At 38.1% G+C, this 25,912-nt stretch carries 20 protein-coding genes; 10 read left to right on the top strand and 10 right to left on the bottom strand.

Translation table 11 applies throughout. The features are described 5' to 3' along the window. The first annotated feature begins 209 nt into the window (after positions 1-209). Both ACWPWK_RS10160 and pepT read left to right on the top strand, forming a co-directional pair. Positions 210-1,754: an AbgT family transporter gene (locus ACWPWK_RS10160; protein WP_109373361.1), complete on the top strand. Its 1,545-nt coding sequence runs from the start codon at positions 210-212 to the stop codon at positions 1,752-1,754. 40 nt (positions 1,755-1,794) lie between these two features. After that, the gene (gene pepT, locus ACWPWK_RS10155; protein WP_109373360.1) at positions 1,795-3,030 is read left to right on the top strand and encodes a peptidase T; all 1,236 of its coding nucleotides are present in this window, start codon (positions 1,795-1,797) and stop codon (positions 3,028-3,030) included. A gap of 74 nt (positions 3,031-3,104) precedes the next feature. Here pepT and gyrB read toward each other — a convergent pair whose 3' ends face one another. The 4 genes from gyrB to dnaA are packed head-to-tail and all read right to left on the bottom strand — an operon-like array spanning position 3,105 to position 9,148. Further along, positions 3,105-5,519 carry a DNA topoisomerase (ATP-hydrolyzing) subunit B gene (gene gyrB, locus ACWPWK_RS10150; protein WP_109373359.1) on the bottom strand — a complete coding sequence of 805 codons (2,415 nt, stop codon included), beginning with the start codon at positions 5,517-5,519 and terminating at the stop codon, positions 3,105-3,107. A 20-nt stretch (positions 5,520-5,539) separates the two neighbouring features. Further along, positions 5,540-6,628 carry a DNA replication/repair protein RecF gene (recF, locus tag ACWPWK_RS10145; protein ID WP_109373358.1) on the bottom strand — a complete coding sequence of 363 codons (1,089 nt, stop codon included), beginning with the start codon at positions 6,626-6,628 and terminating at the stop codon, positions 5,540-5,542. 11 nt (positions 6,629-6,639) lie between these two features. Beyond that, entirely contained in the window at positions 6,640-7,743 is a 1,104-nt protein-coding gene (dnaN, locus tag ACWPWK_RS10140; protein ID WP_075673270.1) for a DNA polymerase III subunit beta, read from the bottom strand. Between the two features lie 4 nt (positions 7,744-7,747). Then, entirely contained in the window at positions 7,748-9,148 is a 1,401-nt protein-coding gene (gene dnaA / locus ACWPWK_RS10135; protein ID WP_100157783.1) for a chromosomal replication initiator protein DnaA, read from the bottom strand. 740 nt (positions 9,149-9,888) lie between these two features. Here dnaA and rpmH point away from each other — a divergent pair. From rpmH to mnmE, 5 genes are all read left to right on the top strand, one after another. Continuing rightward, the gene (gene rpmH / locus ACWPWK_RS10130; protein WP_004246509.1) at positions 9,889-10,032 is read left to right on the top strand and encodes a 50S ribosomal protein L34; all 144 of its coding nucleotides are present in this window, start codon (positions 9,889-9,891) and stop codon (positions 10,030-10,032) included. A 17-nt stretch (positions 10,033-10,049) separates the two neighbouring features. After that, positions 10,050-10,409: a ribonuclease P protein component gene (rnpA, locus tag ACWPWK_RS10125; protein WP_071788569.1), complete on the top strand. Its 360-nt coding sequence runs from the start codon at positions 10,050-10,052 to the stop codon at positions 10,407-10,409. Beyond that, positions 10,373-10,633, top strand: a complete 261-nt coding sequence (gene yidD / locus ACWPWK_RS10120) for a membrane protein insertion efficiency factor YidD (RefSeq protein ID WP_072070482.1) — start codon at positions 10,373-10,375, stop codon at positions 10,631-10,633. The genes rnpA and yidD overlap by 37 nt, the downstream gene beginning before the upstream one ends. 2 nt (positions 10,634-10,635) lie before the next feature. Beyond that, complete coding sequence (gene yidC, locus ACWPWK_RS10115; protein WP_023583364.1) at positions 10,636-12,276, top strand: membrane protein insertase YidC; 1,641 nt, start codon at positions 10,636-10,638, stop codon at positions 12,274-12,276. 130 nt (positions 12,277-12,406) lie between these two features. Next, a complete protein-coding gene (gene mnmE / locus ACWPWK_RS10110) occupies positions 12,407-13,771 on the top strand; it encodes a tRNA uridine-5-carboxymethylaminomethyl(34) synthesis GTPase MnmE (RefSeq protein ID WP_109373357.1) in 1,365 nt (454 codons plus the stop codon). Between the two features lie 473 nt (positions 13,772-14,244). Here the strand turns inward: mnmE and ACWPWK_RS10105 are convergent, their stop codons facing one another. Next, a complete protein-coding gene (locus ACWPWK_RS10105) occupies positions 14,245-14,694 on the bottom strand; it encodes a PIN domain-containing protein (protein ID WP_244185060.1) in 450 nt (149 codons plus the stop codon). Next, the gene (locus ACWPWK_RS10100) at positions 14,694-15,146 is read right to left on the bottom strand and encodes a helix-turn-helix domain-containing protein (RefSeq protein ID WP_109373356.1); all 453 of its coding nucleotides are present in this window, start codon (positions 15,144-15,146) and stop codon (positions 14,694-14,696) included. The genes ACWPWK_RS10105 and ACWPWK_RS10100 overlap by 1 nt, the downstream gene beginning before the upstream one ends. A gap of 667 nt (positions 15,147-15,813) precedes the next feature. Between ACWPWK_RS10100 and ACWPWK_RS10095 the strand changes: the two genes are divergently transcribed. From ACWPWK_RS10095 to ACWPWK_RS10085, 3 genes are all read left to right on the top strand, one after another. Beyond that, entirely contained in the window at positions 15,814-16,275 is a 462-nt protein-coding gene (locus ACWPWK_RS10095) for a DUF1097 domain-containing protein (RefSeq protein WP_109373355.1), read from the top strand. Positions 16,276-16,582: 307 nt separating this feature from the next. After that, entirely contained in the window at positions 16,583-17,512 is a 930-nt protein-coding gene (locus ACWPWK_RS10090) for a metallophosphoesterase (protein WP_109373354.1), read from the top strand. Positions 17,513-17,534: 22 nt separating this feature from the next. Next, complete coding sequence (locus ACWPWK_RS10085) at positions 17,535-19,496, top strand: hypothetical protein (protein WP_196573842.1); 1,962 nt, start codon at positions 17,535-17,537, stop codon at positions 19,494-19,496. Between the two features lie 60 nt (positions 19,497-19,556). Here ACWPWK_RS10085 and ACWPWK_RS10080 read toward each other — a convergent pair whose 3' ends face one another. The 4 genes from ACWPWK_RS10080 to ACWPWK_RS10065 form a co-directional block, all read right to left on the bottom strand. Then, entirely contained in the window at positions 19,557-20,351 is a 795-nt protein-coding gene (locus ACWPWK_RS10080) for an energy transducer TonB (RefSeq protein WP_109373353.1), read from the bottom strand. A gap of 27 nt (positions 20,352-20,378) precedes the next feature. Further along, positions 20,379-23,432 carry a TonB-dependent receptor domain-containing protein gene (locus ACWPWK_RS10075; protein WP_109373352.1) on the bottom strand — a complete coding sequence of 1,018 codons (3,054 nt, stop codon included), beginning with the start codon at positions 23,430-23,432 and terminating at the stop codon, positions 20,379-20,381. A 41-nt stretch (positions 23,433-23,473) separates the two neighbouring features. Continuing rightward, complete coding sequence (locus tag ACWPWK_RS10070) at positions 23,474-24,838, bottom strand: porin family protein (protein WP_109373351.1); 1,365 nt, start codon at positions 24,836-24,838, stop codon at positions 23,474-23,476. 185 nt (positions 24,839-25,023) lie between these two features. Further along, entirely contained in the window at positions 25,024-25,824 is an 801-nt protein-coding gene (locus ACWPWK_RS10065) for a Slam-dependent surface lipoprotein (protein WP_109373350.1), read from the bottom strand. Between the last annotated feature and the right edge of the window lie 88 nt (positions 25,825-25,912).

Genomic DNA, 25,912 nt, shown 5'->3' with positions numbered 1-25,912 from the left:
CAGAGTGTAAAAATAAATAAAGCATTTTTTAACAACTGAAAAATAATGATGCCAAAAATCTAAATATAATAATTTCTAATATATTATTCCTTTTCTCTTTCTTTCATATGAACCTCGGTAACTACTTATTATTTAAAAATAAATTTACTTTTTATTGTCATTTATTTAAGGTGATTTTTATTACTTTTATAAAAAGATGCATTATAAATATGACAACACAAACACAACCCAATAAAAAAGGCTTTTTAAACCGAGTCGAGCGCATTGGTAATATCATGCCTGATGTTACGATGTTGTTCGTTTACGCCTTAATAATCTGCTGGATATTTTCATTCTTTCTCTCTTTTGTGCATTTTGATTATTTCCACCCTGTTACTAAAGAGAAAATCGCCGTTATTAATATGTTTCAATATGAAGAAATCATATTATTTGTGACAAGTGCAGTGAAAAATTTCATTAGCTTTCCTCCACTTGGGATCACGATTGTTGCAACATTAGGAATTGGTATTGCAGAAAGCAGCGGCTTTATTAAAACTGCTCTAAAAAAAATGCTTTCGTTTATTTCTCCTAAAATGCTGACACCGACGGTTGTTTTTGTTGGTATTGTTGCTCACTTAGCTTCCGACTCCGCTTACGTTATTCTTATGCCAGTCTCTGCGATGATGTTCTATGCCAGTGGTCGTCATCCTTTAGCAGGTATCGCTGCCTCATTTGCAGGTTTAGCGGGTGGGTTTACAGCTAGTTATACACCGTCAATTATTGATCCAATAATGCAAAGCTTTACTCAAGAAGCAGCGCAAATTATGGCTCCAGGATATAGCGTTAACGTTTTATGTAACTACTTTTTTAGCGTAGGTGGAACATTTGGCGTTATTTTAACTTGTTGGTATATCACTGAAAAAATTGTAGAGCCTTGGTTAAATAAAAACTGCCCTATCTCTTCTGGTATTGATACCAAAGATGCAGAGTTAGGTGAAATCACACCAATAGAAAAACGAGCATTCCGTTTTGCAGGTTGGGCAGTTGTGCTGATGGGAATTGGTTTATTTGCACTGTTATTACCAGAAACGTCACCATTACGTTCACCAGAAGGCAGTTTAACCAGCCCTAAAGCCCCAATTATGCAAATTGTGGTGCCTTTACTGTTTATCTTCTTTTCTGTACCCGGTTTAATTTATGGCTATATGACAAAGTCTTTTGCGTCTACAAAAGATATTGTCAAAGCAATGGAAAATATCACCAAATCACTGATCCCATTTATCGTTTTCGCCTTTTTTGCGGCTCAATTTCTTTACTCTTTTCAGCACTCAAATTTAGGTACACTATTAGCATTATCAGGTGCGGAATTACTGCGTACACTTAATATGCCTTCAGGTATGACGGTATTAGGGGTAATTTTGCTGACTGCGATTTTAAATATCATGATCACCTCAGCAACATCAAAATGGGCTGTTATTGCACCAGTATTAGTCCCCATGTTAATGGCTGTCGGAATTTCACCTGAATTAACGCAAGCCGCGTTCCGAGTTAGTGATTCTGCAATGAATGTGAGCACACCAATGTTCCCATTCTATCCACTGATTTTGATGTATTGCCAAAAATACTATAAAGGTGCAGGTATCGGTACACTATGCTCAATGATGATCCCCTTTACTATTGGCTTGCTTATTGTATTAACCACCACACTGTTTATCTTTTGGGGATTAGATATCCCTCTTGGTTTTGACAGTGGATATACATGGCAACCTGCATAAATCATTCTTATAAAATAACAGTATTAGGAACAACATTATAATGAACACCCTAGGTAAAAAGTTAGAACAGCGTTTCTTCCGTTATCTGGCAGTTGAAAGCCAAAGTGATGCATCTGCTTCTGTGGTACCCAGCACACAAGGGCAACTTGAGCTAGCAAAGTTACTGGCTAAAGAACTAGAAACTTACGGATTAAAAGATATTTATATCGACTCTCATGCCATTTTATATGCGATGAGACCAGGTAATAACCCCAATGCGCCTAAAGTGGGTTTTGTTGCTCACCTTGATACGGTTGATGTGGGAATATCACCCAATATTCACCCTCAAACACTACGTTATGAAGGTAAAGATCTCTGCTTAAATAAAGAGAAAGATATCTGGTTTAAAGCTCAAGAACACCCTGAAGCTGTGCCTTATATCGGTGAAGAGATTATTTTCAGTGATGGCACAAGTGTATTAGGGGCTGATAATAAAGCGGCGATCACCGTTGTGATGGAATTAATGGATAAACTGCAACAAGCTGATTTTGATTGTGGCGATATCTATGTCGCGTTTGTACCCGATGAAGAAATTGGATTACGCGGTTCTAAACTGATGGATTTATCTCGCTTTAACGTTGATTTTGCTTACACTATTGATTGTTGTGCATTAGGTGAAGTGGTGTATGAAACCTTCAATGCCGCGTCAATTAAAGTGTCTGTAAAAGGTGTTACTGCGCACCCAATGTCCGCGAAAAATGTATTGTTAAACCCAATTCGTGTTGCTCATGATTTTATTGGCTGTTTTGACCGCTTTGATACACCAGAGCATACCGAGCATCGTGAAGGTTATTTCTATGTCACCGATTTAATAGCCAATCCTGATAATGCGGTGATTAAAATGGCTATTCGTGACTTTGATAAACAAAGTTATGAAGCTCGTAAACAGTTTATTAAACAGTCTGTTGCTTTGATCCAAGCTCGCCATCCTCGTGCACAAATCAACTATGAGATTGTCGATGTATATAGCAATATCAGTGATTCGATTGGGGAAGATCGCACCGCTATCGAACTTATTTTTGAAGCATTAAAACAATTAAATATTCAACCTAATGTGATCCCAATGCGAGGAGGTACAGATGGCTCTGCGCTTTCAGCAAGAGGATTACTCACACCAAACTATTTCACTGGTGCACTGAATTTCCACTCTCGTTTTGAATTTTTACCTGTTAGCTCATTTGAAAAGAGCTATTTAGTGACAGAAATGCTGTGCCGTTTGGCAGGTAAGCGCGGATAGTGTGATTGTTGTAGCCAACAAAAAAGCGGAGCCGTTTTCACAGCTCCGCTTTTTTTATCTAATTTAGAATAAAACTAGATATCAATATTTGCCGCTTTCAGCGCATTCTCTTCGATAAAGGCACGACGAGGTTCAACTGCATCACCCATTAAGGTGGTAAATAATTCATCAGTTGCGATCGCATCTTTCACGGTGACTTGCATCATACGGCGTGTATCTGGATTCATGGTGGTTTCCCATAATTGCTCTGGGTTCATTTCACCAAGACCTTTATAACGCTGTACAGCAAGACCACGACGTGATTCTTTTGTTAACCACTCAAGTGCTTCTTCAAAACTTGAAATTGGCTGACGACGTTCACCTCGCTCAATAAACGCACCCTCTTCAATTAGGTTACCGATAATGTCACCTAAATGCGTAATGCGTTGATATTCGCTACTGTGGATAAAGTCATAATCCAATTTGTAGTCTGTATCCACACCATAAGTACGAATACGTAATACAGGTTCGAACAGACGATTTTCATCATTTTGAGCGATGGTGTAGCTATAAGTACTGCCTTGATCTTCGGCTTCGTTTAAGCGGTTAACCAAGCCACTCATCCACTCTTCAACTTTGGCTTTATCAGATAACGCATCTTCTGTCAGCGTTGAGTGATACACCAAGCTGTTTAACATGCTAAGTGGATAGATACGCTCCATACGACGAATAATTTTGTGCGCTGCATGGTAATCAACAACCAGTTTTTCAAGTTGCTCGCCATGCATTGCGGGTGCGTGTTCGCTCACATACAGTGCTGCACCATCAAGAGCGATCGACATCAGATACTCGTCCATTGCGTCATCATCTTTGATGTATTGCTCTTGTTTACCTTTCTTCACTTTGTAAAGTGGTGGCTGAGCAATAAAGATATGACCACGTTCGATAATTTCTGGCATTTGACGATAGAAGAAGGTCAGTAACAGAGTACGAATGTGAGAACCATCGACGTCCGCATCCGTCATGATGATAATGCTGTGATAACGCAGTTTATCTGGGTTATATTCATCACGACCGATACCACAACCTAATGCAGTGATTAACGTTGCAACTTCTTGAGATGCCAACATTTTATCAAAGCGCGCTTTCTCAACGTTTAGGATTTTACCTTTTAACGGAAGAATAGCCTGTGTTTTACGGTTACGCCCTTGTTTTGCAGAGCCACCCGCAGAGTCCCCTTCCACTAAATACAGTTCAGAGAAAGCAGGATCACGTTCAGAACAGTCCGCTAATTTACCCGGTAAGCCACCTAAATCTAATGCGCCTTTACGACGAGTCATTTCACGCGCTTTACGTGCAGCTTCACGCGCACGAGCAGCATCAATAATTTTGCCGACAACGATTTTCGCGTCATTTGGGTTTTCTAACAGATATTCCACCAGTTTCTCATTCATCAGCGTTTCTACCGCTGTTTTCACTTCTGAAGAAACCAGTTTATCTTTTGTTTGTGATGAGAATTTAGGATCTGGGACTTTAACAGAGATAACCGCAATCAAGCCTTCACGAGCGTCATCACCCGTTGCACTGATTTTCGATTTCTTATTAAAACCTTCTTTATCCATATAGTTGTTTAACGTACGTGTCATTGCAGTACGGAAACCAACTAAGTGAGTACCACCATCACGTTGTGGAATATTGTTGGTAAAGCAATAAACGTTCTCTTGGAAACCGTCATTCCACAACATTGCCACTTCAACACCAATATTGTCTTTTTCTGTTGAGAAATAGAATACGTTTTGATGAATAGGCGTTTTGTTACGGCTTAAGTATTCAACGAATGCTTTAATACCGCCTTCATAGTGGAAATGATCTTCTCGGTTATCACGTTTATCAATTAAACGAATAGAAACGCCTGAGTTTAAGAATGACAACTCACGAAGACGTTTTGCTAGGATCTCATACTGGAATTCAGTCTCACCTTTAAAGGTTTCAAGACTTGGCCAGAAGCGTACAAATGTCCCTGATTTTTCAGTATCGCCAATCACTTTTAAGCGATCATCAGGCACACCATGACGATAAATTTGTTGATGGATATTTCCATCACGATGGATTGTCAGTTCAAGTTTTTCAGACAACGCATTAACAACAGAAACCCCTACACCATGAAGTCCACCAGAGACTTTATAGGAGTTATCATCGAATTTACCTCCCGCATGCAGAACGGTCATAATAACCTCTGCTGCTGAGACACCCTCTTCTGGGTGAATGCCGGTTGGAATTCCACGACCATCATCTCGAACAGAGACGGAGTTATCTGAATGGATAGTGACAATTATCTCATCACAGAAACCCGCGAGGGCTTCGTCGATTGCGTTGTCGACCACCTCGAAGACCATGTGATGCAGACCGGTTCCATCATCTGTATCCCCGATATACATCCCCGGGCGCTTACGCACCGCATCCAGCCCTTTTAATACTTTGATACTTGAGGAGTCATATGTATTCGACATCAACGTTTCTCGCTTTATTCCTATGGTTTAACCTCTATTTTGCCACGTTCTACGCTAAATAGCCTGCTATTTACATCTAGCATATCTTTCACTTGCCCTTGTGTTATCGCACTGACAAACACTTGAGCTTGCGTAGACTTTAGACGCTCGGCTAATAACTGACGCCGACTCGCATCTAATTCGGAAGCAAAATCATCGAGCAGATACAGGCATCTTTGCCCATTCTTACGAGTGAAATATTCACCTTGTGCCAGCCTCAAAGCACACATCAACAACTTGAGCTGGCCTCGTGACAACATATCTTCTACTGGCGTGCCGTTTGCTCTAATACGTAAATCCGCCTTATGAGCACCAAGTGAGGTATACGCTAACATTTTATCACGTTCAAATTGACGTGCTAGCAACTCACCATAATCAGTTTCTTTATCCCATCCCCGTTGAAAGCTAACTTTCAACGAAAATTCAGGTAAAAACAGACGACACGTTTCTTCAATATCTTTAGCGATATCTTCGGTATATTGAGCTCGCCATTCACTTATCTGTTCTGTTAATAAGATAAGCTCTTTATCCCAAGGCATCAGTTGTCGATAAGACGTTGCTTGCCTCAGTGCTGCATTACGTTGTTTTAATACACGTTTTAAATCTGACCATGCAGCAAAAAATCGAGGTTCATTATGGAAACAACCCCAATCAATAAAAGCACGACGATATTTAGGCCCACCATTCAGTAGTGTAAAGCCTTCAGGTGTTATTAATTGCATAGGTAACAATTTTGCTAACTCTGCAATTTTATGACCATCGCTGCCATCAATACGAACTGTACTATTGCCTTCGCGATCTTTACTTAATCCAATCGCATAGCCACGGCTCTCTTCATTTAGCCCACTTAAGCGCCCATGAAGAATAAATTCATTTTCATCATGCTGGATCACGCGATTAGCTTGAGAACTACGAAATGCGCGTCCGTGGCCTAACGTGTAAATCGCTTCAAGTATACTTGTTTTACCACTCCCGTTAGGTCCAACAAGGAAATTAAAGCCATCCGCTAATGGCAGATCCGCCTGTTCAATATTTCTAAAATGACGGATCAATAAACGGGATAAAATCATGTTAGTGACTATTATAAACGCATTGGCATAACAACATAAGCAGCCGCAGAACTTGCCACATTCTCTACTTGAACACTTGAAACAGCATCTGTTAGTAGAAGTTTAACTTCTTCACATTTCAATGTATTGAGTACATCAAGGAGATAACTGACATTAAAGCCAATTTCCATTTCTTCACCTTGATATTGAACATCAACAATCTCTTCTGCTTCTTCTTGCTCAGGGTTATTAGCTGTAATTTTCAATTGACCGTTGGTGAGGTTTATACGCACACCACGGAATTTCTCATTGGATAAAATTGCAGCACGAGAAAATGCCTGTTTAAGAATATCACAACCCGCAGTCACTGTTTTCGTTGGATTTTTCGGTAATACACGACGATAGTCAGGAAAACGACCATCAACCAACTTCGAGGTGAAAATAAAATCACCCACATGTGCACGTATATTATTACTACCGATTTGCAATTGCAGTGAGCTTTCACCGCCGCCATCAAGTAAACGCATCAATTCAATAACACCTTTACGAGGAACAATAACAGAATGTCCCGGTAAAGATTGCCCAATATCCATTGAACATACTGCTAAACGGTGTCCATCTGTTGCAACTGTGCGTAACTCTGTATTTTCAGTTTCAAACAACATACCGTTGAGGTAATAACGCACATCTTGATGCGCCATTGAAAATTGAGTGGACTCAATTAGACGTTTTAATGTTGCTTGAGGCAAAGTAAATTCAACCTCACTTTGCCAATCATCTAAATTAGGAAAATCAGATGCAGGTAATGTTGATAAGGAGAAACGACTGCGACCTGAACGCACTAATAGGCGATCACCATCGAGCTCAACACTAATTTCAGCACCTTCTGGTAGCCCACGCCAAATATCAAAAAACTTACGCGCAGGAACAGTTGTGGCGCCAATTTCATGAGATTGGCTAAGATTAACTCTTGCCACCATCTCCATTTCAAGGTCAGTCCCCGTTAGCGATAAGGTATTTTCAGTTACCTTAAGCAATAGGTTACCTAAAATAGGTAATGTTGGACGACCACCTAAAGGGCCACTTACTTGTTGTAGCGGCTTAAGAAGCTGTTCACGTTCAATGATAAATTTCATAGCGCTAGGATGATAATGTTCTGATTAAGTTAGAAAAATCTTCTTTGATGTCATGACTTTCTTCACGCAATTGCTCTATTTTTCGGCATGCATGAAGGACTGTTGTATGATCACGACCACCAAAGGCATCCCCGATTTCAGGCAAGCTGTGGTTTGTTAATTCCTTCGCCAGCGCCATTGCCATTTGCCTCGGACGGGCAACCGATCGGGATCTCCGCTTTGACAGTAAATCAGCAACTTTAATTTTATAATATTCAGCAACCGTTTTTTGAATATTATCGATAGTGACTAATTTTTCCTGCAAGGCGAGCAGATCACGTAATGCTTCACGTACAAAGTCGATAGTAATCGCACGACCTGTAAAGTTTGCGTTAGCAATTACTCGGTTTAATGCACCTTCAAGCTCACGGACGTTAGAACGAAGTCTTTTAGCAATAAAAAAGGCCACTTCGTCAGGTAACTGAATTTGGTTTTCATCCGCTTTTTTCATCAAAATCGCCACTCGGGTTTCAAGTTCAGGTGGCTCAATAGCAACCGTTAATCCCCAACCGAAGCGTGATTTTAATCTGTCTTCAACACCATTTATCTCTTTAGGATAACGGTCTGACGTTAAAATAATTTGCTGATTTCCCTCTAACAATGCGTTAAAGGTATGAAAAAATTCTTCTTGTGAACGCTCTTTATTGGCGAAAAATTGAATGTCATCAATTAATAGTGCATCCACAGAACGGTAATAGCGCTTAAAGTCTTCTATCGCATTATTTTGTAATGCTTTTACCATATCTTGTACGAATCGTTCAGAATGCATATACACGACTTTTGCATTCGCTTTGCGTTCCATAATGCTGTTACCCACGGCGTGTAACAAGTGCGTTTTACCAAGCCCTGTTCCACCATATAAAAAGAGTGGGTTATAAGCTCCACCTGGGTTATCAGCAACTTGTCTTGCCGCTGCTCTTGCTAACTGGTTTGACTTACCTTCAACGAAATTATCAAACTTATGTTTAGGGTTAACATTAGAACGATAATTGAGTTCAGGCAGCTGAGATGCCGGTTGATTATCCCAACTAGGACGAACAGGCTGACTATGTGTTGGAGCGGTATTCACTGTCGGATGTACAACAGCTTTAGGAATACTTTCTGTAGTACGTGCAGATGCGGGTTTATTACCCACTTCAAAACGTAAAGAAGGGACTTCAGAGCCACAAAAATCCACTAATAATGCGTTGATATTATTAATGTATTTTTCTCTCACCCAATCTAAGACAAAACGATTAGGTGCATACAGCGCCAGCGTATTATCGCTTAGTTCTGCCTGCAAGGGACGTATCCACATACTAAATTCAGTGGCAGGTAACTCATCCTGCAATCGGGCAAGACAATGCTGCCAAAGCGAAAGTGACACGGCGGACTCCCCTAAAAAAACAAGACTAAAAAATAAACAGGAAAAATGCAGTTAAACACTGTGCGCCTAAATACAAAGTGCACAACACCGTTCCTCTTCAATTCTTAATAAGGAACAACTCTTGGTGACAACGATTTTTTTACATCGTGACTCACGATCGCAGACTGGCTATTCTGATCGTGACGGGGGATCATATCGCAAAATGAAACGAAGATCCTCTTTCTTTTGCACAGTTTTTATGGTTTTTATCCACAGGCTTGCCGATTTGTGATAATTCACCAAATGAAATATGCAAAGGCGTTCTAGTGTACTTGAGTCGTCCTACAAATAGCAATTGGGGATAACTTTCTCTTTGCATAAATCTCTCTTTCTTATAGTAAGTGATCAAATATCTCTCATTTGATCCGCTAAAGATCCTTGCGCTTTCACCATGAGTCCGTATAATCTTGCACCCTGCGTGCTTGTACCAACAAAGTCACTTATTAAGACTTTTTTTAGGTCGCTAATAAGCGTACTCGTTGCGCATAAGTCAGGATTGATTATCGGGTTTGCTAAAAAAGACGACAAAAATCGGTACTTAAAGCGTCATCTTCATTGACGCATTTGAGTGATTTTATTACAATCCCGCATCTTTCCATCATTGATGCTGCGATTGAAGTACTGGTTTGTTTATTTATTGCACGCCTGTCTGTCAACGCATTTGCTGAATCAGTAATTATATTAAGTAGGTAGAAATCGCCATGAAACGCACTTTTCAACCGTCTGTACTGAAGCGCAACCGTAACCACGGCTTCCGCGCTCGTATGGCCACTAAAAATGGTCGTCAGGTTCTGGCTCGCCGTCGTGCGAAAGGCCGCGCTCGTCTGACCGTTTCTTCGAAATAATAAAAGCTAACCATTCCGTGGTTAAGCTCGCTTTTCCAAGGGAGTTACGTTTGTTAACTCCCAAGCATTTCAATTTTGTTTTCCAGCAGCCACAACGTGCGAGTTCTCCAGAAGTTACTATTTTGGGTCGCCAGAATGAGCTGGGGCATCCCCGCATCGGTCTAACAATCGCAAAGAAAAACGTTAAACGTGCTCATGAGCGCAATCGTATTAAACGATTAGCCCGTGAATACTTTCGTTTACATCAGCATGAATTACCGCCGATGGATTTTGTGCTATTAGTAAGAAAAGGGGTTGCTGAACTTGATAACCATCAATTGACGGAAGTGTTGGGTAAATTATGGCGTCGTCATTGTCGCTTGGCTCAAAAGTCCTGATCTTGCTGATTAGGGGCTATCAACTGGGGATTAGTCCTCTGTTGGGGCCTCGTTGTCGTTTTAATCCTACGTGCTCTCATTACGGAATTGAGGCATTGCGCAGGTTTGGAATGATAAAAGGTAGTTGGTTAACAGTGAAACGCATATTAAAATGCCACCCTTTACACGAAGGTGGTGATGATCCTGTCCCACCTAGAAAAAACGACGATAACAGAGAAAATTAACGATGGATTCGCAACGCAATCTTCTATTCATCGCTTTGCTGTTCGTTTCTTTCCTGATCTGGCAGCAGTGGGAGGGTGATAAAGTTTCACAAAACACCACCACTACCGCACAGGTCTCGCAACAAGCGGACGTGCCAAGCAGTGATAGTCTTGCTGTAACTGGTAACAGCAATGAGCAGGCAAAATTGATTACCGTAAAAACTGACGTACTTGATCTTCGCATCAATACTCAGGGCGGTACTATCGATGAGGCTGATTTGTTAGCCTATCCCGCCGAGCTTAATTCGACAACACCTTTCCGTTTACTGGAAACTACACCACAATTCCTGTATCAGGCTCAAAGTGGCTTAATCGGCCCAGATGGTCCAGATCAGAAATCTCGCCCAGTTTATAGTGCTGATAAAAACGAATTCGTACTTGGTGAAAATCAAGATGAATTACGCGTACCTATGACTTTCGTAAATGAAGAAGGCGTAAAATTCGTCAAAACCTTCATTCTAAAGAAAGGTCAGTACGATATCGGTATTGATTACAAAATTGAGAATACAACAGATAAAACATTGACCATGAACTTCTACGGTCAGTTAAAACAATCTGTAAAATTGCCAGAAAGCCGTGATACAGGTAGCAGCAACTTTGCGCTACACACTTATCGTGGTGCGGCATACTCATCAGATGAAACCAACTATAAAAAATACAGCTTTGGTGATATCGAAGATAAAAACTTATCTATAACCACCAACAATGGTTGGGTTGCAATGTTACAACAATACTTTGCAACAGCATGGGTTCCTTCTAAAGAGAGTCAGAACAATAGCTTCTACTCAATCACTTTAGAAAACAAATCTATTGCTCTGATTGGTTATAAATCAGCACCAGTGACAATTGCACCAAATAGCAGTGCTGATATCAGCTCAACATTATGGGTCGGTCCTGAAATTCAATCAGAAATGTCAGCTATTGCGCCACATTTAGACCTATCTGTAGACTACGGTTGGTTATGGTTTATCTCTCAGCCACTGTTTAAACTGCTGAAATTCCTTCACAGCTTTATCGGTAACTGGGGCTTCTCCATCATCATGATCACCTTTATCGTTCGTGGTATCATGTACCCGCTGACTAAAGCGCAGTACACCTCCATGGCGAAAATGCGTTTACTGCAACCAAAACTGGCTGCACTGCGTGAACGTATTGGTGATGACAAACAACGTATGAGCCAAGAAATGATGGCGTTATACAAACAAGAGAAAGTGAATCCTCTGGGTGGTTGTTTACCACTAATTATCCAGATGCCAATCTTCCTTGCGTTGTATTACATGCTGATGGGCTCTGTTGAATTACGTCATGCGCCATTTATGTTATGGATCCAAGACTTATCTGCACAAGATCCGTACTACATCCTGCCATTATTAATGGGTGTGACAATGTTCATCATTCAGAAACTGTCTCCTACAGCAGTGACTGATCCGATGCAACAAAAAATCATGACCTTTATGCCGGTTGTGTTTACTGTATTCTTCCTGTGGTTCCCATCAGGTCTGGTTCTGTACTATATCGTCAGTAACTTAGTGACCATTATCCAGCAGCAGTTAATTTACCGCGGTCTGGAAAAACGAGGCTTACACAGCAGAGACAAAAAATAAGGTCACATGAGGAAAAACCTCTTCCTTGGTTACATTCAAAGGAAAGTGACATAAAATAGCGAAGGCGGTCTACAATGACCGCCTTCTGTTTTTTATATTGATATGATTATTCTGATTAAGCGAGTACACCATGCATAGCACTGATACTATCGTCGCTCAGGCCACACCTCCGGGAAGAGGCGGTGTTGGTATCCTACGCGTTTCTGGCCCGAAAGCAGCACTTGTGGCACAAACTGTCTTAGGTAAATTACCTAAACCTCGTTATGCCGATTATCTGCCATTTCGCAATGATGATAACTCCGTGCTTGATCAGGGTATCGCCCTCTTTTTCCCAAACCCACACTCATTTACAGGCGAAGATGTTCTAGAACTACAAGGTCATGGCGGCCCCGTTATTCTGGATTTATTACTAAAACGTATCTTACAAATTCCTGGTGTGCGAATTGCCAATCCTGGTGAGTTTTCTGAACGCGCATTCTTAAACGACAAACTCGACTTAGCACAAGCCGAAGCCATTGCTGATTTAATTGATGCCAGCTCAGAACAAGCGGCACGTTCAGCGATTAATTCATTACAAGGTGCATTCTCCTCTCATATTAACGAGATGGTAGAGTCATTAACTCACTTACGCATCTATGTTGAAGCGGCCATTGATTTCCCTGATGAAGAAATTGATTTTCTTTCTGACGGTATCATTGAAGGAAAACTTAATGCTGTTATTACAGAATTAGATAATGTTCGGGCTCAAGCACGCCAAGGCAGCTTACTGCGTGAAGGGATGAAAGTAGTTATCGCGGGTCGCCCTAATGCGGGTAAATCAAGCTTATTGAATGCATTAGCAGGCAGAGACGCGGCGATTGTTACGGATATTGCTGGTACAACGCGTGATGTATTGCGTGAACATATTCATATCGATGGTATGCCTTTGCATATTATCGATACAGCGGGTCTACGTGAAGCCAGTGATGAAGTTGAACGTATTGGTATTGAGCGTGCTTGGAAAGAGATTGAGCAAGCAGACAGAGTGTTATTTATGGTTGATAGCACCACAACTGATGCAACAACCCCTGAAGATATCTGGCCTGAATTTATGGCTCGTTTACCAAATACCTTGCCTGTTACTGTTATTCGTAATAAATCAGACTTAACGGGTGAGAATGTTGAGATCACGGCTCAAGGTAATTACCCGATGATCCGCTTATCCGCACGCGATGGAATGGGTATTGAATTGCTACGCGAGCACCTAAAAGAAGCTATGGGTTTTAATAGTAATACTGAAGGTGGTTTCTTAGCGCGTCGTCGCCACTTACAAGCCTTAAATACCGCAGCAGAGCACTTACAGCAAGGTCATGAACAATTAGTTTATGCAAAATCAGGTGAATTATTGGCAGAAGAGTTAAGACTAGCTCAACAAGCGTTAAGTGAAATCACTGGTGAATTTACCTCTGATGACTTATTAGGCCGTATTTTCTCTAGTTTCTGTATCGGGAAGTGAAGTAGCTCATCAATCAGAGAAATGTGGTAAAACCCTTCAAAACACATCAGAATAAGTAATTGTTTTTAATGGTTATTATTAATTTTTGTTGCGAAGCGGTTTTACTACATTTCACATGCTTTTGCTCCATTTTGCTAAAAATTGATCCCTATTTACTCCCAGTCAAGCTGATAGAGCCGTCAAGTTCATCGTAAAATCACTTTTCGGTAGCTTTTTGATAAAGTAAGTATCCCACCGCTATCATCGGAACGCCCTGATGATATAAAGAAATGGTTTTTTTTGATTGCTTTTCAATCTGTGAGTCGTATTTTGATCAAACATGCTTGGTGATCTTGATTATAAAACTATTTCTATTAAAGCATAAGCTTAAAGTTCTTTAATTTTGAGACGAAACTTGGAAGCTTCTGCTTTTGCAAGCAAGCTAAAAACTCATCTTGAGTCATTGGTGGTCTTTTCAACGAACCTCGTTGTTGCTAGGCAGCCTTGACGCAAGCACTGCTATCTAGCTCAAACATATCACATAAAAACTCATCTGGATGTATTGCAGAAAGACCTAGCGGATCAAGCTCCGTTGTAGGGAAGTCTTTTAGATTGAAGGTGATGATAGACTCTGCTCGTCCTTTAATAGCAGCGGCAACAACATGTCTATCATCAACGTCTGGCAAAGTTAAACCATCAACCAATGACTCATAACCTTCAACTAAGCAGTCAGGTACATGAGCGTTCATTAACTGCTTGGTTCTTTCTAGCCGCCCAAGATCGGCATCTGGGTTGTTCTTGATAAGATTACGAATCCATTCATCATGTATTTGCTCTGTCCATCGTGCTCTGAATAGCCCAGTGTTGGATAAATACATTAGGTAACTGCGAAGCGGAGCAGGATACATAACACATGCGTCTAAAATCACCGTATATGATGTCATTAATATCCCATATCCATTTCTTGATCCAATGCGGATAGTTCAGCAAGAGCTGCCAGTCGGTTTTCTTCTAAACGGTTTTTGTATTCCATAAGGTCAGCATAGGCTACCTTCCTACGGTTACCTGTGCGACTAAACGGAATCTCTTTAGAATCTAAGAGCTTAATAAATGTAGGACGAGACATATTTAGCATGTCAGCACCTTCTTGCGTTGTTAGTTCGGCATGAATGGGTGTAATGCTAACAGAGTTACCCTGACCTAATTGAGTAAGTACCTCAATCATCATATTTAATGCACTTGATGGGATCATGACTTCATGAGTCTTACCTAACTTATCGATAACATTGATCCTTTGAGCTCCGCCATTGGTTTCCATTACGGCTGACAACTCTTGACTACCAAGCTTAGCCAGCGCAATTTCTTCAGCGCTTGGTAATTTTGTAACCGTATTCATCGTATTTCTCTCTAGTTTCAAATTTAGATTATACAAATCAGTACATCACAACATTATCCGAAATATTCGAAAAAATCAATATTCGAAATATTCGCAACAATAAGAGAGTTTACTGCATGAGATATCCCTAAAAACTTACCTCCAGAAGCGATTCGTTCCTTTCAATAAAGGGTTCTTCATGGTAAAACCTAACAAAAGGTTGCACTCCACATGTGCGCCAATAGCTTTCTAACACTTTGAGTATTTTTACATTTTTAGTTTCTGTATCGGGAAGTAATCACTAAGATTGGCCTGCTATACCGTGTAAATATGCTTTTAATGGTTATAGCAGGTAAATAATAAGCGATCGACATTGCACTTGGTAACGAATTTTTTCAACAAAGAGTAAATTAAAAAGAATTCACTTATTTTCTTTTTATCTTTTATATTCATATTAATAAATAATAATTGTTTATTTGTTTGCTAATTAACTAATTATTTCAACAACGCAAACGTTTACTTTCTCTTCTTTATTTTTTTCTAATAAAAATAGATTTTAAATATCGCATAAATACGCATCTTAATTATGCTTTTTAATGATCTAAATATAGTAAATCAACTAATGATAATGCTAAACTTCGTTTTTAGTTAACTGGGTAAATATCCCTCTTTTATTTAAGAGTCTATCGTGAGAACGCTTTACTTTACTGCACTGACAACAGGCATTCTTTCTGCCATTTGGGCATTTGTTGCTAATCAATTTGACTTATTAAGCTGGGCTGGCTTTTTAGGTTGTACCGCCTATTTTGCTTATCCTAAAGAGGGTATTAAAGGATTAGCCGTTACTATGGCAACCATTATGAGTGGCGTAATTTGGGCATTAGCGATTATTTATGGTAGCCAAGTCTTTAGTGATATATCTATTTTTGGGTATGCAGTAACAGGTGTTATTGCCTTTGTGATGTGTATTCAAGCTAAAAGTGCATTACTTGCTTATATCCCCGGCACATTTATTGGGGCATGTACAATATTTGCAGCACAAGGGGATTTAGCTCAAACCATCCCTTCATTAATCGTTGGTGTTTTATTTGGTTATTCGATGAAAATGAGTGGGCTTTGGGTTGCCAATAAATGGCCGAAAACAGCGTAATTTATTTATGCTAACACAAATCTAAAAGCGGTGTTTAGTCATGCTAAAGCCGCTTTTTTATCTCCTCAAAAGACATTATCTAAAATCAATCTAAGGTATATCCATAAGCGCTAATATTGATATTTTAAATTAATTTAATTAGAAGATAATTTATATTTAAAAAATCATATATTGGGCATTTAAAATGATAAAAATAAAGACATTTGTTATTAAAATTATAATTAACTAACAATATTTAATATTGTGCTTATTTTAAATTTCCGTCAAAAAATAAAGGGAGAAAAACACATTTAAAAGGAAATTAATTATGAGTGCAACACAATCAACAAACTACAATATTATCGTGATGTCAGATCCTCAGCCTTGGAGGCTAGACTTAGATAATAATGATCCTAATGATGATCAATCTCGTTGGGAATCAACGATAAAAAAAGTAAGGGATAGTATTCAATTATTACACCATGAAAAATCTTTTGTTTTTGGCATTATTAATGGTGATTTGACGGAGTTTGGTCGCCGTTATCAACGTGAAAGTTTTCGTTCTTTTTTTGCCCCTTCCCCCTTAGGGTTTATTACTTATGTTGGTCTTGGTAATCACGATTATCAAAATAACGTGGGTGATTGCTCCGAACCCAGTAATTCTGATTTAAGTATGAATGCTTGTGCACGAGGCATGGTATTTGATATGCATTATCGTATTGAAGAATACCGTGGTTATTCGACTTCAGGTAATTTTAGATATGACAGTAGCGAATATTCAGGCAGTAAAGCGTATTCGTGGGAATATGGCGATATTCATTTTGTCCAATTACAAAATTATCCCACTTATCATGTCGTACTCGACCACTGGGCAGCATCAACCATTAATGTGACAGACTCTATTGATTGGTTAGAAAAAGATTTAATCCAAGCACGGAATCGCAATAAAACTATTATTTTAAACTTTCATGATGGTCACCAACATTTTCCTGAAAACTCCTCACAAGAAGAACTCTCATTCTTTAAATATATGCTTGAGCATTATGGCGTGAAAGCGGTTTTCGTCGGCCATACGCATTATGTTGGGCAAGATAACCGTTATGGTGGTAGTGAAATATTTGGTGATGTTCCCGTTTATAACAGTGGCGCTTTATTTAAAGGGGATTACTTATCTGTTGGAGTTAATGGCTCACAACTCTCTATTGCTGTTTATAACGGACTATCAGGACAACCTCAATTAATCGAACAATGGAACTAATTTTAAACAAGGAGCGTTTGTTATGTATTTAAACCCATTAAAAGTCGCCATTAGTCCTTCATCACTACCCACAACACAGCCATTAATCTGTATCGACTACCAAGAACTCCAAGAAGGTATGTTGGATATGATTAACCGCAACAGTAATGTCTTACCCACCATTGTAGATAAATTCAATGAGCAAGATCCTTTAAATGCCCCCATGATTGTAGGGCAAACCGTCATCGGGCATATTATTGGCTTAATCCCTGTTGTCGGTGGTGCATTATCAAAAATCACCTCTGCGCTCTTTGGTTTGATGAATAAAAATATGAAAGATAGTTCGTTAGCTAATCAAATTATCGAACATGTCTCTCGTATTATTGACGCTAAAATCGCTGATAATAACGTTAAGATAATCAAACTTACCACAGAGGGAATATCTGACGTTTATCAGTTATTTTCTGATTCACTTGCTCGTTATCTTGATCCCACAATGCGTTATTCGGCTCAACAAAAACAAGATTTACGGGAACAAGTACTCAACCGTTTTGATGATGTCATTACTACTATTGTTTCTCAACAACCCTTAGTATTAAATTTAGCGCAATCAGCAGGCTTACCTTTTTATTGTCACTGTTGCGCCCTTTTTGTTGCGGCACACTACGATATTCTCACCAATAAAGATAAACTCGAGTTAAGTGATAATTACTTTAAAAGCAATCTAAAAACATTAAGAGAAAGTATAGATAAATTTAATAGTGCTATTCACACTACAATTTATCAGCAAACCTCTGGTGTATTTAAAGATGATTACAATAAAAGTAATACCTTTTTATCTGGTGTTTATATATCAGGATTATCTTTTTATCAGACTTGGATAAAAAAGAGTTTTGAAATCGAATTTAACATTCCTTTTTCTCGTTGGAATAGCTTAGAGCTATATGGAAACGATTATAGCCATGATCCTAAAATCAGCTATTACAAAGCTTATTTTGATATAGGCAAAGATATATTACACCGAACATCAATGTTACAGAGTATCGAAACCTATTCTCATATTGATGCCGTTATTCGTATTAAACACAACTACTTAAGTATTGAAAAAATAGCAGATAGTTCTCAATATGAAGGCTGTTATGGTGTAACCGGTGATAGCCGTGATGTATTAAAAACAGAAACCTTTTTTACGCCAGATAGCAGTAAGTCATATTTATCACCCAATCAAATTTTACCTTCTGTACGTTATATTTCTGACACCCCTTGGGGGGCATTACACTATATGGTACTTGATGACGTAAACAATAATAGTTTTACCATTGGTCAAGGCGGTCGCGAGAACAAGTCTTATCTCAATATTCCTGGTTACTGTTTTAATGGCGTAAACCTTTATTTAAGCCGACATAATGGCAAACAATGCCATGATGATTCTGGTGCTTGGCTAACAGAATCGGCACCTATATTCCGTTTTTATGACGGTTATGCGTCTCTTACGCTAGAAACTAAAAACCACTTACCGATACCACAAAAAAGCTATGAACTGGATTTAAATCATGGGTTTGATACGCAACTAAGTAAAGCTCAGTATGGGTATAGTGATATGCTGGTAGGTAAAAATTGTATTTTGTTAAATCAAGAAGCCTATTTTTGCTTGCCTTCAGAAGAAACTATTGGAAAAACAGATAATTCACAAAAAATGAAGGTGTTATTACAGTGCGCAGCTGAAAGTGAACAGTCACTTTCAGTTTCAGTGAGAACGGGTAATGCCATTAACGGCACATTAATTGCTTCAAATACATTTTCGCTTGGCCTAAATCAGGACAATGTCGTTTATAAAATAACGCCTCTACTTAATCATCCAGTAACAAATAACAAAGCCTATTTTCGTACTTATCAGCTTGAATTAGACTATTTATTCATACGTGAAAACGAATCCAATCTTTATTTTTATTTACACTTTTCTAAACCTGATACGGTATTAGCGGATATTACTGTGCTGTTTTAGCCATCAATTCTAATAAAAACACCTAAGTCAAAATCACACTTAGGTGTTTTCGTTAGCTCATTAATTTAATTGAAAATCTAATGCAACAATTAAAGGGTTCAATAGGCTTTCGGGTTTAGGGCCAATGGGTTTTACGCGTTTAACCGCCGCAATGGCCGCATTATCAAGAGAAGAAATACCTGAAGTACTTTCTATCTCAACCCTTGAAACCGTACCTTCTGATGTTAGTGAAAAACTCACCACTACCTGACCTTCATGTTGCATACGACGCGCTTGTGAGGGATAACGTTTATGGCGCTCTATTTCTCGACGCAGTGAACTAATATAGTGATTGTCAGATTCACCTTGCCCTATTCCTTTCTCGCTTAATGCGTGACTTCTTCCTGCTAACGAGCTTGCAGTATGTTGCGTTAAGCTTTCTGCCGATGATCCAGATGTCGTTTGCGCGATTTGGCTTTCTAAATCACGCTGTTTCATTGGCTCTACTTTTTTTTGTACAATAGGCTTCTTCACTGGTGTGATTGGTTTTATGGGTATAGGTTTTTCTTTGGGTTTTTCAGGTATTTTCTTGGGTACTTCAACAAACTCCCCTTTATCGGTACTTGGTAAAACAACGGGCGTTTCTTGAGGTTCCGTTTCCACTAAAGCCTCTGGTACGACTGTCGATTGTTGGGGAGGTGAAAATACCACTTGGTAAACGGATAATGTATTTTCTTGTTGCTGATGAATATGGTGCGCACTTTCTGTCATAGAAAGTGAACGTAACACCCAACTTAATATGGTGATATAAACTAACGATATCCCTATTAGCCAATAATAAATATTAAGCGGATGCCTGACAGAAAGTGCCAACATAAATAAAAGCTCCTTACTCTCTTTTAATTAAAATTGTGCAGTAACACCTAATCGGAACGTTCTTCCCGGTGCGGGCATACCTGATCGCGTTAATGGATCAATGTAATATTCGTTTAATAAATTACTGCCCGTTATTTCAAAAGATAAATTAGGGCTATATTGATAGTTAATATAGGCATCAACGGTAAAGACTTTTGCCCAACGCATCGGGTTATTATTTCTGCCATACATTTCTCTTGGTAATTTTTCTTTTAGCCATTTTTCATCTTTGTTTTCTACTTCTGATGAATAGAGCCAACGGCTACCTATTTCTAATTTATTATCTAACCAACGAGTACCTAAATGTAAATTAACTGAATATTTAGGCTGAATAGAGGTACGTAAAAAACCACCGGGATACCCCCCTGTCATACACTCTTTAATACCCAAGAAACCAAAGGGATCATAGTTACTAAAAGCATTTTTATCGCATACCTTATTTTTATGACTATAAACAAGAGCGGTATCCATAAAGATAAAACCGTTATCAAAACGCGCTTGAACTTCCAACCCTTCTAATTTTTGCTTTTCAAATTGCCTAATTTGCCAATTCGCATCTCTATCAAACACATTTTCAATATTGGTATAAAAATAATTAATTTTAACGTCAGCATGGCGCTCTATATTAAGCCAATCGGTAAAATCAAACACGACCCCAAACTCTGTACTTTTGGCGCGTTCTGGTTTTAATTTAAAACCGTAATAACGAGCTTTAGAGCCTGAAAACCCGCTAGTATCTTCAAATAAATTAGGTAAACGCAGTTGCTCAGTATAGCGTCCATAAAAACGTAATATCTCGTTGGCATACACCGTCGCAGAAACTAGAGGTGAAAATGCCCCATGTTGATAGCTAGGCTCAGGTGCAAATTTATCTTTATCATCATCAAGATAAATAGGGATTGGATTTGTCACACCCATTTCATATTTATTAACTCGTTTACCTGTAATTGGATCGGGTACTTTTTCATTAGTATTAAGATGACCATTTAAGAACATATTGTTGCTTTTGGATAATTCGCCATTTTTGTCATAAAGTATGACGGTATATTCCGTGAGCATAGGACGTTCTTGAGAAGATTGTATATTGAGATTTCCTTGTTCATCTCGAAGAAAATCATCATGCATCATATTAACCTGAACACCTTTAATTTTATTACTATTAATAATCTTTTCTTTTATTTCAGGTAATAATTGTTCATATTCCGGATAAACAAATTTAGATCGTAAAAACTCACGCACTTTTTTGTTTATTTCTGGATAACGTCGATAATTTTTAAGCTCTTCAGGTAAGCTTTCTATCTCTACCCTATGGTAAGCCCTATATAATAAATATTCCTCAGCGGTTAATGTGCGTCGATAAGGAAGAATAAAGCCTCTTATTGAGGGAGATTTCTCATAACCCTTTACTTTATTTTTCCGCTTATTATTTAAAAAAGTATCTGTTAAATGATAATAATGATATTTGCCACCTGCAGTAATGGCTAACCAAGAAAGCGGTTTCCAATCAGTGGAAAGGGCTAAATTGACTTCATGACGTTGCCCCGCTCGCCCAGCGGTAACAAAATCAAGCCCCTCAGGTACATCAATTTCATCACTATTTAATTTTTCAAATTGATAATGACTGGAAAATGAAATGGAAAATTGAGGTGATAATTTAAATATCGAAGATAAATCAATACCGTAACGGTTATTTTCTTGATACAGAGAAGAAGTATCAATAAATCCAGTATCATAACTGAGTTCCCATTCGGTATTTCTATTAGCAAACGAATCAACTTTTTTTGGCTCTCTTGGCTTACCACCACGAGTATTGGTATGTCCTGTGGTTAAATTTCCCCACAATCTTAATAATAAATCTGCTTGTTTATTTTCTGGTTTATATTGATAAGTTAATACTCCTGCTTGTTGTGTAATATTTCCTAACGGCCATTGATTTACCAAATTTTTATCATAACGAACCCAACTTAAACGTGATGGCATAATATCGCCAAACAGTAAGTCTGTGTATCGGTAATTAATGGAAAAACGGTGCATTGATTCAGGAAATAATGTCCCTTTAACTAAAATAGAGCGACTGCGATTGGAAGTGTTCGGTACTTCATTATTTGGGCGATAAATATGAGCAATAAAAGGCAAATAAGGCTCAAAGTTTCTTCCCCCATCTTTTACATGAACTGATTCAAGTAAATCCTTATCTGTTTCACTATAATTTTTAGCATTTCTCTTTCCTGCAAAGTAATTTCCTTTTTCTCGTAATGCATAAGCAAATAATAAATTAAATTTTTCCTCTTCAAAACCTACCCCAAGACGAAATGAATAATCTTGAAAATTTTGTATTTTACTTTTTTGAGGGGTGATTTCTAAGGCAGGATCAATAATGTAAGCATTTTGCTGATAGAATTTCGGATAATAGCGATAATCTTCAATCATATTTGTATAAACTTCTTTATACCGTGTAGCGTTATTACTAATATCTCCTTTAAAATTAATCCCAAAAGAGTCACCGATAGGCACAATATCACGGATATCTAGGGTTTTTATTGCAATACCACCACCAATCCCTGTTTTCATATCTGGGGTTAATGAAGGACCTTTTTCAATATAGATACTACTAATCAGATTAGAATCAATATAGTTACGATTAGAGGCACCACTGTACCCACGATAAACAGTAATCGCCTGCTCTGTCCCATCAACAGTAACAGGAATTCGCCCTTGTCCTTGAATACCGCGAATATTCGGGTCAAGCGCCCCACCATTACGCGCTTCACCACTATAAACCCCAATTGCGCTTTTTAGTAAGTCCGCTGGCGATACCCCTTGATAACGCTCTAATAGTTCTTTGCCTAAATAAACATTAGAGACATCTTTTTCATACACTTGAGCATACCCTTGTTTATCTTTTTCTTTATTATCTGAAATTTGAATATGACCAAGATCGGTTTTATCTTCTTTGGCTTGCAGATAAAAGCAAGGGGAAAATAGTGAGAGAGAAACGAAGATTGAAACAATTTTCCGCTTTCTAAAAAGCATTATATGCATTGTTTTACCTATTCAATTGATAAAGGAAGTAACTTATTTAATTAAAATTGTTTTTCTAATTTAAATAATACTTCATGTTGCTGATACTGATATAACCAATCCACATTGCTTAATCTTCGGGTATAACGTAATTCTATTGCGGGGTAAAACCCTAAAATAAAGGGTGATTTATTTTTAATATTAGTTGTAAAAACAAAGCTATTATCTTTTCTTCTCTTTTTTAATAAAGGATTATAATTATTAAAGTGTTTAAGTTGATACTGTAAAAAAAGAGATACTTGCCAATTTTCTAACAATGGATAATAAACGCCTGTTTTTATACCATACAGCTGATAATTTAATAAAGTGTTTTTTTTACGACCTGATTGATAATTTAATTGATTAACTAAATGCACTCTATTATTTAAATAATAGTTATGATTAGTACTATAACTAAGTCGCTGACTATTTAAATTATTTAACGTTTTTTGATATTTCTTTATTTTATAATCCACACTTAAATTAATAGTTTGCTTTTTATTAAAAAAATAAAAAAATTGTGTTGCACTTCCCCATGCTTGATATTCATATTGACCTTGTGATTTTTTTATTTCGTAATAAGGTGTTATTAACCATTGATATTGAGGTTTTTGATAGCGATAACCCAATTGTGTATATAATGCAAAAAAATTAGCGCTACGGTGGGAGTGATAATCTATATATCGTACATAATTATAAGAAGAAAAAGTATGATGAGAATAAATGATAAAAGGCTGATAAAAAGAAAAATAATGAGTAAGGCCTGTTGATGCAATGGGTTTAGCACCTCTTAGCGTCACTTTTCTTTGAGTAGATTGAGAGACGATTTGCTCAGGTAAATCAGGTGAATGGTTAATATTATCATCATAAAAGAAGCTAAGTTGATAGAAACGTTGGCTTTGAAAATAAGAGGCTAACTTAACCCTATAAAACTCAATAGATTGGATAATATCTTTAGGTAAATCAACCATATTACTTAATTGATTAAGTTGCTGCTGTGCTTTTTTATATTCCCGCAAATGAAAATAAAGTTGAATTAACCCTGTTTGAGCTGGAATAAAATCGGCTTTTTGTTTAAGTTGCTGCTGATAATAAAATTCAGCGTTTAAAAAATCGCCTCTGTTTTGTGCTAGTAACGCCTTTGCATAATTGACAAGCAAGACTTCATATTGAGGCTGTTGTTGATAATAAAGCAATAATTGTTCGGCTTTTTGCCACTGCTGTTGTTGCAAATAGTGGTAAAGTTGCTGACCAATTTCCGCGACACTTCTTTTATTAAATTGATCACGCAATAATTTATCATTATTTTCTATCGCCATACTATTCAATGATAATAAAATGAGTAGTAAAGCCAATAACCGTCTTATTAAAGGTCGATAATAATTCATGGTATATCCTTATAATAAAAACCGACCTATTCCTTAAGATCGGTTTATTTTTGATAAAAAAAAACAGATAACCCTATACCAGATTATCTGTTTCTAACATTTAGCTTAATGACCACTAATACCACTTTTAAAAGAATTAACCGATTGTATTACCAAACAAATTTATAATATTATTTTTGAAAAAATTAAGAAGCATCCGTGCTTGCTGGTGTTTCTTCACTTTCACTGCTATTTTTCGTACCACCAAAACCGATATCTTTTGTGTGATCCGAACTAAACACCACAATACCCGCTAACACTTCTGCGCTTTCACCAAAGAAAGCACCTTCAACAACCCCTGATGTTGTGCCCTCTTTCGCATCTGCAGAAAACGTTACTTGGTTATTTGCGGTATAAAGATTTCCACCTTCTAACTCAACTGTGCGTTGGCTATTCGCTAATGAACCTTCAATTTTCTTTTGTGAAAAATCAACATCAAACGTACCTGAAAGTAAGTTACTACCAGTGTATTGGCTAATACCTGTTACCGTATAAGTGGCACTATCTGTCGGTAATGTGGTTGTCACATCTTTACCGACATAATAGGTTTGATGTGTCGCATCCGTTGCTGATGTTGTTTTTGCCCAGTCACCAAAATAGACATTAGCATCCGTGATTTTAGCAAAATGAAAAACGCCCATATTACTGTGACTTGAGGGAGAATTAGCATTAGGTTGAATAGTATAAACACCATGAGTATCCGCTCCACCACTCATTCTTGGCGATGTTAGCGAAGCAAAACCAATTTTTTTTCCACCTCCGACGGTACTAATACCAACACCTGGTGCACCACCAGGCATTTGATGATCACCACGTTGGATAGGGTCACTTGCCCCCACTTCCATCGTCGTTAAAGGCCCGCTTTGATTAGAATGGATTTCTGCTTGTACAGCATGAGTGCCCATTAATATAAACAGTGCACCCATTAATTTATTCAGTTTCTTCATAATAATTTCCATATTATTTGTGTGAGGGTGTGGCTACTTATTATAAATAATAAGTAGCCACCTACAGAGGTATTACTATTTTATCTTT

Source organism: Proteus sp. Marseille-Q3619 (genome assembly GCF_965283115.1).
Note: the sequence above shows the minus strand (reverse complement) of the source record. Positions and strands in the feature narration are given on the sequence as shown.